At 42.6% G+C, this 11,638-nt stretch carries 9 protein-coding genes; 5 read left to right on the top strand and 4 right to left on the bottom strand.

Going from position 1 to position 11,638, the window contains the following annotated elements:
• Positions 1-206: 206 nt before the first annotated feature.
• Entirely contained in the window at positions 207-818 is a 612-nt protein-coding gene (locus tag FAM09_RS11070; protein ID WP_136577151.1) for an acetyltransferase, read from the bottom strand.
• A gap of 608 nt (positions 819-1,426) precedes the next feature.
• Between FAM09_RS11070 and FAM09_RS11065 the strand changes: the two genes are divergently transcribed.
• Positions 1,427-2,407, top strand: a complete 981-nt coding sequence (locus FAM09_RS11065; RefSeq protein WP_136577150.1) for a helix-turn-helix transcriptional regulator — start codon at positions 1,427-1,429, stop codon at positions 2,405-2,407.
• Between the two features lie 825 nt (positions 2,408-3,232).
• Here FAM09_RS11065 and FAM09_RS11060 read toward each other — a convergent pair.
• Together FAM09_RS11060 and FAM09_RS11055 are read right to left on the bottom strand one after the other, a co-directional pair.
• Positions 3,233-4,468, bottom strand: a complete 1,236-nt coding sequence (locus FAM09_RS11060) for a FecR family protein (RefSeq protein ID WP_166437097.1) — start codon at positions 4,466-4,468, stop codon at positions 3,233-3,235.
• 227 nt (positions 4,469-4,695) lie between these two features.
• Positions 4,696-5,292, bottom strand: coding sequence for an RNA polymerase sigma-70 factor (locus FAM09_RS11055; RefSeq protein ID WP_136577148.1), 597 nt, complete (start codon positions 5,290-5,292; stop codon positions 4,696-4,698).
• 343 nt (positions 5,293-5,635) lie between these two features.
• Between FAM09_RS11055 and FAM09_RS11050 the strand changes: the two genes are divergently transcribed.
• The 4 genes from FAM09_RS11050 (at position 5,636) to FAM09_RS11035 (ending at position 10,961) form a co-directional block, all read left to right on the top strand.
• Complete coding sequence (locus FAM09_RS11050) at positions 5,636-6,199, top strand: RNA polymerase sigma-70 factor (RefSeq protein WP_136577147.1); 564 nt, start codon at positions 5,636-5,638, stop codon at positions 6,197-6,199.
• 65 nt (positions 6,200-6,264) lie between these two features.
• Entirely contained in the window at positions 6,265-7,245 is a 981-nt protein-coding gene (locus FAM09_RS11045; protein ID WP_166437096.1) for a FecR family protein, read from the top strand.
• Between the two features lie 69 nt (positions 7,246-7,314).
• Positions 7,315-9,894: a TonB-dependent receptor gene (locus FAM09_RS11040; protein WP_136577145.1), complete on the top strand. Its 2,580-nt coding sequence runs from the start codon at positions 7,315-7,317 to the stop codon at positions 9,892-9,894.
• Between the two features lie 5 nt (positions 9,895-9,899).
• Positions 9,900-10,961 (top strand): DUF4249 domain-containing protein, encoded by a 1,062-nt coding sequence (locus FAM09_RS11035; protein WP_136577144.1) that lies wholly within the window; start codon positions 9,900-9,902, stop codon positions 10,959-10,961.
• A 97-nt stretch (positions 10,962-11,058) separates the two neighbouring features.
• On the opposite strand, the gene FAM09_RS11030 is transcribed toward FAM09_RS11035, so the two are convergent.
• Positions 11,059-11,532 (bottom strand): 23S rRNA (pseudouridine(1915)-N(3))-methyltransferase RlmH, encoded by a 474-nt coding sequence (locus FAM09_RS11030; RefSeq protein ID WP_136577143.1) that lies wholly within the window; start codon positions 11,530-11,532, stop codon positions 11,059-11,061.
• Positions 11,533-11,638 lie beyond the last annotated feature (106 nt).

Raw genomic sequence — 11,638 nt, 5'->3', positions numbered from 1 at the left:
TAATTCATACAGCGTTTGCTCATTTTTTTCATAAACAGTTAGTCAAAAAATTCATAAATCAACCCCATTTAGGCCACGTTACCCCAAAATGAGTAACCCATTACCCAAACATTATTAAAAAATGATATCGTAAACTTGGGAATCCCTCTATCTAATTACAAGGCCAAATCCATTTCAAATAATAAAATCATTTAATACAAACGCGTTCAGGCATTCAAAAAATTTGCCAGCGTGCATTGATATACATTCGCCGGTTGATCGCCATCGATGGCTACTTCGCGGGCAGGTTTGAAGATCCTGAACCCTGCTTTGATTGCAACTTTGATCCGCTCTTTATCATTTACCGGTATTACCCAAAACACCCGTTTTACTTCGGAACAGGAGAAAAAAAAGTGGAGACATGTTTGTATGATCTGTATTGTTATATCGGGGAAGGAGGCAATCACGGGCATTACCGGTATATATATCCTATAATCGCCTTCACCGCCATTTACTGAATCTTTTAATTCGTCCTGCAATACCTGGTATACTTCAAACTGACCAATGGGCGTATCATCATTCAGCAACACCATGAATGCCTGTGCATAGGTACACTCTGCCAGCAAAATAAAAAAAACACGCAACTGGTCAACCGGCAAATGGCCCGGGGAACCATCTGACAGCCATTCGTGAATGGCGTTAATGTCGTTATTAGAGTGAATACATACAGGCCGCAGGCTGATACGGCAATCCGGCATCAGCTCTTTATGCAATACAATGGGTTGTACATTCCTTACATTGAGGGATTGGCAAAGGGAATTCGGGGATGAGGTTGTCATAAAACATAAGATAGCATGATTTTTTTCAAAAAAAAATCGGGGTACCGGATAAAGGTGCCATTTCTGAACATGCTAAAACCGCTCTGGTGGCGGTTTTGAGCGCCTTTAACAATCCAAACTATTTTTTTTGAACAACCATCAAAACAGGTAACCTGTTTCGATACGCTATTGTTAAAACAGTTTAACTTTTGATAGCAATGCATTAAAAACTATCTATACCCACTATTCGAACATATTCGTATACACCTACTTTACCAATGAAATTTGCATGACCGGCACTGACATTACACGGCCACTATTTGCAAAATATTAAACCCGATTTCGTAATTGTGTGGAAAAAAATTCCCTTACCTTTAGTCAGTGCAGTTGCTTTCCTCTACATGCATAATATAGCATACCTACAACTTCCCACAAAGGGCCTGATGACAGCACTGCATAGCGGAAATATCACTAACGTTTGGCAATAGGTGTTCACCTGTTTGGTAATCATTTACAGGACGCTATTTTTCAAAAAAGCATAACAGTTCACCTGTTTACGGTGCATGCTATTGTCAATACCGCAGCATAGGAAATTCTGTGTGAAAATGGCCCATTAAATCTCTGCAGGTATGCAAATAAAATTAATTGCCGACAATTATAAAGAGCTGGCTTTTACTGATCAGCTTCCGGATACGTTGGATGATTACCTGGTGCCGGGCGCTTCATCATTAGCGGCATCGGGGGCGTTTGGTAACGTATTGTTTCAACATATACAAAGCAACGGCATATTAATACGATTACAACATTTTTTGCTGAACCGGAGCTGTACGTTTACCATGCTGGAGTATGAACCTTTATTAAAGCTGCGTTTCCACCTTACCAACCATATACAGTATCATATTGAAGGATTGGGCAACCTGGTGTTTTACGAACAGGGATATAATTTATTATACATTCCTTATTTGAATAACCGCCTACATTTTCAGGAGGCCGGTGTATACTTTTCCATTGACATTCATTACCCGGTTTGCACGCTGTCGCAAAAACTACCACCTTTAGTTTTAATGAATGATTTTCAGAAAAAAGTTATACACCAGCAACCGGCTATGCTGGTGCCGGTTAACCAGGTAGCCAGCCGGTCGTTATTGACGCATTTATACCAGTTGATATATACAGGCAAACGACCGGGCGCCACTTTGCATTCGAAATCACTGGCGATATTACACCAGTGCCTGGAAAGCATTTCTGAACATCCTGTTTGGGAACCCATATCGGTTTCAATGGAGGAAGCGCAGGTTATATACATGGCCAGGACCCATATGCAGGAAAACCTGCACCAGGAATGGACCATTAAAGAGCTTACCCAGCTAACGGGATTGAACGATTATAAACTAAAGACTGGCTTTCACCAGCTCTATCATAGCAGCCCGGCCGATTACCTGCGCGATATACGCATGGAAAAGGCCTGGCATTTGTTATCGGGCAAAAAACGCTCGGTGTCGCAGGTAGCTGAAGAAGTAGGTTATACCAATTTAAGCGCCTTTTCGAAGGCATTTAAGAAGTATTATAATATAACGGCCAGGGAACGTGGCAAGGAAAGAATTGAGTGATTGGGGGATTTTGAGATTTGGGGATTTTGAGATTGCGTATTGAATTTTAGCTCCTCTGTTACAGGTTACAAGTTACAGGTTACAGGGGAGCGTCACTCAAGATAATGGTGAAATGCACTTGTATTTCCCTGAAACCTGCAACCTGAAACTTGTAACTGCATTTTTTGTATGAAGCTTTACTATACAGGCAAAATAATAAATTATACATAGGCTTTAAAAAAATATTCAATTTTCGCTTTTTTGGCAAAATCTTTCCGTGCGTGAAATTTGGAAACAGGGTTGGTTGCGTTGTACCTTTGTACAGGCGTTGTATCAGGTGATGATCCTAGTTATACTACTCTGAATCCAAATTCCAATCCGACACTCTCTAAAAAACCAATCACCTGCCTGAAGGTTGCCAGTATTTATATTCAGGAAATAAACAGCGTGCATATCATCGTCTACATTTCATAAGATAAGGTTTATCATGGTATTGGATGTATAGTGAATAACTCCTGCGCTGGTAGTGACCGCATATTAACTGTTACCGGAATTGGTTAAGCCAATGCATGCTATTGTGAGGGTTTGCATGGCCTTGCTCATAACACTCGCTCCTATCGAACATCATCTCCGGTTTAATACAATATGCACATTACCGGCGCATGTTTTTTTTTAAAGCTAGCAGTAAGTGGAGAGTGGCTAGTAGGGAGAGCCTAGTGTTGCGCCCCGTGTAAACGTCGATTGATTGCTGATTTTGAGATTTTGGGATTTTGAGATTTCATTTAATTCAGTATTGCTTTTTGCATTCAAATCTCAAAATCTCCCAATCCCGAAATCCCCAAATTCTTAAGGTGTGACAATGATCTTATTTTGCTCTTGTTTAAAGTGATACCCTTCGAATTCAAGTACCGCTATAATGGAGGAGATGTTTTCGGTACGCGGGAAGGAACCAGAAATTCTATAATCGGGTATTTTCCCCTGGTAACCTACTTCTATATTATACCATCGGGAAAGCACGCGCATGATGGATCGTATATCGGCTTTATTAAATGTAAGAGATCCGTTCTTCCAACCAATGGCAACGTCCATCTCTTCCGTGTCATTTATATCAACTACTTTAATGTCATTGCTTCCAGCAACGCCCGCAGTCGATTGCGGTATTTGTACCTGTTGTCCCGGTGTTAACAGCTTGAAACTATTCGTTGTACTTATTTTTACTTTCCCACTCACTAAAGTAGTTTTGAGCGCAGCCTCATCATCATACGCCATTATATTAAACTGTGTTCCCAACACTTCCACTTTGGTGAGATCATTGCCTGTTGAAGATCTTACACTAACTATAAAAGGGATTTTTTGTTTGGCTACGTCAAAATACACTTCGCCGGTGATGGCTACGCGCCTCTCACCAGCCGCAAATTGTGTGGGATACGTAATTGAAGATGCCGCATTCAACCATGCCTTACTGCCATCGGGCAACACCAGGCTATACTGGCCACCACGAGGTGTACTTAACGTGTTATGGGCGGTTATTGCCGATTGCTCCCGTTTTGCGGTACCGATTGCCGGTTCGTATTTCAGCTCACCGTCCTGTAACTTAACCACTTTACTATTCCCTTCCTGCGCCACCGTTCCATTGGCAGCGCTGGCCAAATTAACAACCGCACCATTCGATAAAGTTAGTGTAGCTTTATTTCCACCCGGTAATATATTAATAACAGCTGGTGTATGTTTTTCGGTTACTTGTGGCGACTTGGGCGGAGTCAGGTATTGCCAGGTTACTGCACCGGCAATCAGTAATACCACTGCGGCTGCTGCGTAGGTATACCACCGGCGATAAAAGGGGATTGGCTTTTTTACCGTTTCTATTTGTTCACTGATCTTCTGCCACCAGCCTTCCATATCAACCTGTTTCATTGCCAACAGGTCGGTTAACAATTGCTCACCATTATTTATCCGCTCTGCTACCTGGGTGTGAGAAGGATCACCCGCTTTCCAGTTTTCGAGGTATTGCAGTTCCTCTTCGGTTATTTCATGCCGTAACTGCTTCAGCAGCAGGCCTGCTAAATAATCCGCTTCCTCCATACCTTGTAAATTCAATTCAGTATCCATAATGCCATTGCGTGATGTACCTTATAAAAACACCATTTCGATCCCGTTCCTTTATAGAATCTGGAAATAAAAACGGGTTACCAGTTGCCAGGTACCGGTTGCCGGGGGCTTCAGTTGCCAGTTACCGGTTACAGGTTTCAAGTTCCAGGTTCCAGGGGAAAACGCAGTTGTATTTGCTTTCAGCTTTCGGCTTGCAGCTTTTAGCTGTTTTCACGATTCATTGCCAAAAAACACAGCAAAATAGATAGCATTCCTTTTTTTAATAGGTTGGTACGTATTAACTGGATGGCTTTTGCCCGCTGCACCCAAACGGTATTGATGGAAATACCAAGCAATTCGGCAATGTCGTCGGCCGATCTGCGTTCATAGTAGAACAATTTAAAAATTTCTTTACAGCGATTGGGCAGTTGTTCAATTTCAAATTCTACTTCGCGCAGTACTTCTGCATGAACTATTTGACTTAGTGCATGTTCATCGGCTTTATCCTGCAACCTGTTCAACTCTCTTCTTGAGGAATGCGTGCGCTGTGTGTGGCGTAGATAATTCAGGCAGGCGTTACGGGTAGTAATGTATAAAAAGGCTTTAATATTAGGGAGCGTATCGAAGGAATCATGCCGGTTCAGGAGTTTTACAAAACTATCAGCAGCTATGTCTTCCCCTTCGCCATCATTGTCAACCAACCGTTTTGCAAAGAAACAAAGGCTTGGGAAAAACATATCATACACGGCTCTGAACGCATGCGTATTACCGCTCTTAAATTCCTGTAAAAGAGACTTTTCCTGAAAATTATGTTTCATTCCTCAATGCTTACCACCCCTGTCCCCTCAACCAGGGTGGCTGAAATTTATGCAGTTATTAATAATCCCCTTTTTCTTTAAGTATAACTCACAGACGAATATCGATTATTAAAGCAAATGTCCAAAATAAGTTTAGTATAAAAAACAACCGTTATTCACGTAACCGTCATATATATGTTATTTAACCACGATGAATATTACAAAACCAATTACTCATTGTGCTGCAATCGATAACAGGCTTTCATTGTGCATTGGCGGGTAACTTGTATATTGTGGCCACGACCCATATCTTAATCAATGTATCTTTTTATTACATTTAATGAAATGATCTCCGAAAACGGTTATGCAGGAGCCTGAACAATTATACCGGTTATTCCAGGAAACTTTTTACAAATATTACGAACCGCTTTGTAAGTATGCTTTTACCATTGTGAAAGAACCACATAGCTGTGAGGATATTGTTCAGGAAATTTTTTTGCGTGTTTGGGAAAAGAAACAAAATCTCATTGGCTCAGAAGAGCTCACCTGGTATTTGTATACTGCCGTGCGTAATAATTGCCTGAGCTTTCTTGATAAAAAGCAAAAAACAGTACTGGGCGAATTCAACGGCCAGGAAGTAATTGAAACGCCGGTCGAACGCCTCTCCTCTTCCACCAGGGAGGAAATTGATTTTGATACCCTGTTAAAAACAGCCCTCGATAATTTACCACCTAAGTGCCGCGAAGTATTCGTGTTAAGCCGGGTAAGCAACCTGACCTATAAACAGATCAGTGATTCACTGGGCATTTCAATAAAAACGGTTGAAAATCAAATGGGTAAGGCGCTCAAAATACTGCGTACTTACATCAGGCAAAAACAAGGTTTTTTAATTATTGCCTGCATAATTTTTTTGTTTTTGACGTCATAGTGTAGGGGTATACAACAATTTAATGTTATTACACAAGGAAGACCTATATGAACGAAAAAGAACATATGGTACATCTTATTGCCAAACAACTACAGGGTTTGGCAACTGCACAGGAAGCAGAGGAACTTCAGCGTTGGCTGAAATCGGATGCCGCCTGCCAGCAGGAATACGATGACATGGTACTCATTTGGCAAAAAAGCGGCCCTTTACTGGCTAACCCCCAATTTAATGCAGACATTGCCTGGCTGAAGCTGGATGATAAGATCGCTCATGCAAACCCCAAAACCAAACTGCCTTTCCATACCATTATTTCCTTCCTGTTCTCTTCTACCCAAAGAACTGCAGCGGTCGTTCTGGTATTGGTATTAATTGCCGGTGGCGGGTATTGGTGGTACCAGAAAGCCCAATGGCAAACATTCACTGCCGCCGCGAAAAATGAAACATTCACCCTGCCCGATCAGTCCGTTGTTCTGGTACGCAAGGGCAGCTCTATAAAATACCGAAAAACATTCAACAAAAAAGAACGCCAGGTACAATTATCCGGCGAAGCCTTCTTTCAGGTGCAACCGAATGAAAACCAGCCTTTTTTAGTTGCCACTCCTAACGCTGAAGTAAAAGTGCTGGGCACTTCCTTCCTCGTAAATTCAACCGAATCAACGGATGAAGTGGTAGTGGTGACCGGTAAAGTAAATGTAACAGCCAAAAAAGAAAGCAACAACCAGATCACAATTACCAAAGGCCAGCGTGCCGTATTAGACCATGCCCGTTTTTTCCACTCCCCCGTTACCGATTCCAACTTTATTGCCTGGAAAACCGGTATGCTCAATTTTAATAATACTGCTTTACCAAAAGTGTTACAGGATATTGCCCACTATTATGGCATTCAAATAGAGCTGGCGCCAGCCCTGCATGCAATTGCGCACACGTTTCACGTAACCGTTCAATTCAACAACCAGCCGTTAGCGCAGGCGTTAGAAGAAATTGCGCTTATCACTGGTTTACAAGTGAAAAAAGAAAAAGATAAAGTGACATTTTATCGAAATTAAATTAGTTCTTTGTAATTTTTGGGCTCATAAAAAACCTGGTGATCCGCGGGCTATAGCTTGAGTTATAGCATGAAAAGACTGTTCTGCATATTTGTGTCGCTTTTGGTTAGTATGCAAATAACCCAGGCTCAAAGGGTTAGTTTCTTTGCGCGTCCATATACCCCATCATTTTCAACAGGTTCTATCCGCGATTTTCTCAACGATATCAATCAGCACAGCTCAATTATCATTGAATATGCGGCCAACTTTTTAGATACCGGCAGGATCATTACCCTCAAAGGTTCGCCCGAAACCATTGGTGTGGTGTTGCAACAGGTATTGCAGGACCAGAAGATCAACCTGCTCGAAAAAAATAACAAGCTCATTATTACCCCCTCGCCGGTTCCATTACCCGACGATTTTTTCATAACATGGTATTCCATTTACGGTATAGTTAAAGAAACGGTTAGCGGTGAACCGTTGGCAGATGCCACTGTCTGGCACCCGGCCCGGCAGCGCGGCAGTTACTCTAACAATCACGGTTATTATACGTTGCTGCTGCCCGAAGGCCAAAATGTATTGTATCTCTCTTATGCCGGTTACGATACCCACAAAATGGAGATCAACTTAAAGGGCAACACCCGCATGGATGTTTTCCTGACGCCTAAAAGCGACATTTCAGCAGTAACGGTAACTTCTGCGCCAAACGCAGCGGAAACCGAAGAAAATAAAGCCTCCAAAGAGGCAAACTCCAACAATATTATTCTGGGCGAATCGGATGTGCTGCGGTCGTTCTATATGGACCCCGGAGTAAAGAACATTCCGGAAATAACGTACGGCATGCTGGTACGCGGGGGCAGTCCCGATCAGAATATTTTTCTGCTGGATGGCAACACCATCTTTAATCCCACGCATTTATTGGGCGCGCTTTCTATTGTCAACAAAACATCGGTTAAGTCGATGCACTTGTACAAGAAGAATTTTCCTTCTCGGTACGGAGGTGGTTTGTCGTCAGTAATTGATGTAATGACGAAGGATGGGAACATGCAAAAATGGCAAGGCGAAGCGAATGCCGGCTTGCTGGCCGGTTCATTTACATTGGAAGGCCCTATAAAGAAAGACCGCTCCTCATTGATGCTCTCTTTCCGCCAAAGCTGGATCAACCCGATCCTGCGCATGCTTAAATCGGGCATCGCCGTTGATTTTTACGACCTGCATATCAAGTACACGCAGTGGGTGGGCAAAAAAGATAAGCTGATGTTTAACGCTTATGCCGGCCACGATGAATTGCAGTTGCATCAAAACTATACCAACAACCAGCAACGCTGGGGCAATAAAGCCGCCATGCTGAACTGGAACAGGGTGCTTAGCCCGCGCGCATTCATCAACTCTTCCATCAACTTTACCAATTACGATAACCTTGCCGGCTTCAGGTATAACTTATACGACAGCACTGGCAAGCTGGTGCAGAACAGGGTATATAATACGTATTCATCCATCAGGCAATACAACGTACGAACGGCTGTAGAAATATCTGCTACCAACAATGTACGTATTCATGTAGGCGGCAAAGCATCCTACACCCGCATTCGTCCGTTCGACTCCAATGTATCGGCTGAGTTTATTGACAGACCGGGCGATTTCAATGCCTTCCCGCCTTTAGCATTTAACGAAATGGTACTGTTTTACGAGAACGAGATCAGGCCCGATAAACAATTCTTTATTCGTCCGGGGTTACACGTTTCTTTTTACCGGCACAACGATTTTAATTATACATCGTGGCAACCGCGCTTGTATGCCGTTTACAAACTGAATGAACATAACCAGGTGGATATTTCGTATAATCACATGACCCAATACATGCACCTGGTCACCAATCCTTATATGGGAATCAACAGCGACGCCTGGGTGCCCAGTACCTCTGTGCTTAACCCGGAAGAAAGCGACCTATTTAACCTGGGATACAGGTATAGCGATCAAAAAAAGCTAACTATACAGGCCGATGTGTATTACAAGCAAATGAAAAATGTGACGAATTACGCAGAAGGCAAAAATCTGTTTTTGAACACCACCGACTGGAGTCAAAGAGTACAACTGGGCAATGGCTGGAGTTATGGGTTAGAAACAAAAGCAGAACGGGTTACTGATAACTGGTTTTTACAAGTAAGTTATACGTTGTCGTGGAACTGGCGCCGTTTTGCCGGATTGAACAATGGGGTGAAATTTCCGTTTAAGTACGATCGCCGGCACGAAGCCAATGCAGCAGCCACGTTCAAGTATAATAAACACTGGCGTTTTTCATCGTTCTGGATGATTGCTACCGGCGATGTATACAGTTTGCCCAACCAGGTATATCCTGATTTTGATGACGCCCAACAGATCAGCGATCCGCTGGCGCCTAAAGAATACCGGTTGATCTATCATTCGTCGATGGCAAAAATGTACAGGACCCTGCCCTATCAACGACTTGATATTTCAGCCAGCAATTATCATTCGCTGGGAAAAAAGTTAAGCGCAAGATTAACAGCAGGCGTGTACAACATATATGGTTCACCCAGCCAGTATGTATACGATCTGGAAGGAACGCTGGGGAAAAGATCATTGGTAGTAACCACCAAATACCAGTTTTTTAAAGTGACGCCTTATGTTTCGTATTCAGTGGCATTTTAAGTAACATGAAGAACAACCAACTGTCATATTATTTTGTAACCCATAGAAGCCGGCACTGCTGGTTTTTGTTGCTGTTATTTTTTACAAGCGCCTGCAAAAAGAATTTTTCGAGCGACCAGTTCGAGGATGACAAGCTGGTAGTACTGGCAGAGATCACGGCGGGCGATACCGTGAAGATCCCTATCGGCAAGACCATTAAAGTAGAAAATGGCAGCCTGATACGGTTTGAAAAAGTAAATGACGCCACGGTTACGCTAACGGAAACCAATAATATGAGTTGGGTTTTACAACCCAGTTATTCCTGGCAATACATCAATAATCCTACGTCGGTATTTACCAACAGAAAGCGTTTCAAAGCCAATACCAGGTATAAAATCGAGATCAATCATCCTACCCTGGGCGTGGTAAAAGCAGAAACGCATATCCCGACAATACCGGTAATGTTCGGGATAGATACGTCATCAACAACATTTAACGACAAAGAAGTATTTGCTGCCAACGTAAGCTGGAAAGATTCGCTTGACAATGAAGAGTTCTACATCATTGAAGCTGTAAAAGAACTGGTAAAGACCAGTCACTATTTTTATTACCAGGGTAAGCGCTATAATTACGATACGCAGATCGGTAGAAATATGTATGAGCAGGTAAAAAATACGCCGGGAGTACATCTTTTGCGCGATACGATTGGATCAAACAAGTTCATCCGTTTGAATGTATATACCCAGGACGACCGATCGGAGAATGCCCGCATTGATAAGCTGACCAATCCATTCAGGCGTATTTTCTTTACCGACCCGGTTAATGGCCAACGGTATACAACAAGGGTATATATCGATAAGCACTTCTTTATTGATCCGCAGCAAAAAGGCCGCATCCGGTTGCAATTAAAATCGGTAAGTAAGGAGTTGTACAATTATCTGAAGTTATATGAGAAGTATAAGACCGATTTTGGTTCGGTGCCTACCAATCAGTTAGTATCTCCTACCGGAAATGTACAAAACGGGCTGGGTATTTTTGGCGGATCGGCGAAGCGGGAAAGAGTTTATTACTTTGATTCTTTACTATAGAGGTTTTTAGATCTTTGTTCTAAGTTATTAAGTTATTTAGTTATTTAGTTTTTACTGACGAACTTACGAACTCATTAACTTACGAACTCTTTGCCTTCTAAACATGATGATACTTTTCGTTGCGTAAAATGGAGCAGGCCCGGTATAATTGTTCGGCGAGGATCAACCGTACCAGTTGATGCGGGAATACCAGTTTGGATAAGGACCATTGCGTGTTGGCTCTTTTAAAAACGGCCTCATCGACCCCATAAATACCGCCAATGAGGAAAATGAGGGTTTTAACGCTTTCATTGGCCCGGGCCTGGATCAACTCAGCCAGTTGGGGTGAGGTGAGCGAGCGGCCGCGTTCATCGAGCAATACCAGGTAATCATCTTTTTTCAGCCATTCCAGGATGGTTTCACCTTCCTTTTTCTTCAGGTCCATTTCACTGAGCATACCGGCGTTTTTGGGGGTGGGAATGATATTCCATTCCACCGGGAAGTATTTTGATACCCGGCGGGTAAAATCCTCTACGCCTTCTTTAACATAAGATTCATGGTTTTTACCGATTGACCAGCATTGAATTTTCATGATGAGGCCTCTTTGTAGTAATGAAATGCATTTGGTATACCAGTGCAAGGTAATTAATGCCGGGAGAAAAAAACAAGGGGAAATGGGAAGATGAGCAGGTCAATAC

It is taken from the genome of Niastella caeni (assembly GCF_004834005.1).
Taxonomy (GTDB): domain Bacteria; phylum Bacteroidota; class Bacteroidia; order Chitinophagales; family Chitinophagaceae; genus Niastella; species Niastella caeni.
The sequence above is the reverse complement of the archived record's forward strand: the minus strand, read 5'-3'. Positions and strand labels throughout refer to the sequence as shown.

Excerpts from the sequence above, each read along its gene's own strand:
- FAM09_RS11070 (WP_136577151.1), bottom strand. The coding sequence starts at position 818 with ATGACAACCTCATCCCCGAATTCCCTTTGCCAATCCCTCAATGTAAGG.
- FAM09_RS11060 (WP_166437097.1), bottom strand. The coding sequence starts at position 4,468 with ATGGAGGAAGCGGATTATTTAGCAGGCCTGCTGCTGAAGCAGTTACGG.
- FAM09_RS11030 (WP_136577143.1), bottom strand. The coding sequence starts at position 11,532 with ATGAAAATTCAATGCTGGTCAATCGGTAAAAACCATGAATCTTATGTT.
- FAM09_RS11040 (WP_136577145.1), top strand. The coding sequence starts at position 7,315 with ATGAAAAGACTGTTCTGCATATTTGTGTCGCTTTTGGTTAGTATGCAA.
- FAM09_RS11065 (WP_136577150.1), top strand. The coding sequence starts at position 1,427 with ATGCAAATAAAATTAATTGCCGACAATTATAAAGAGCTGGCTTTTACT.
- FAM09_RS11055 (WP_136577148.1), bottom strand. The coding sequence starts at position 5,292 with ATGAAACATAATTTTCAGGAAAAGTCTCTTTTACAGGAATTTAAGAGC.
- FAM09_RS11050 (WP_136577147.1), top strand. The coding sequence starts at position 5,636 with ATGCAGGAGCCTGAACAATTATACCGGTTATTCCAGGAAACTTTTTAC.
- FAM09_RS11045 (WP_166437096.1), top strand. The coding sequence starts at position 6,265 with ATGGTACATCTTATTGCCAAACAACTACAGGGTTTGGCAACTGCACAG.
- FAM09_RS11035 (WP_136577144.1), top strand. The coding sequence starts at position 9,900 with ATGAAGAACAACCAACTGTCATATTATTTTGTAACCCATAGAAGCCGG.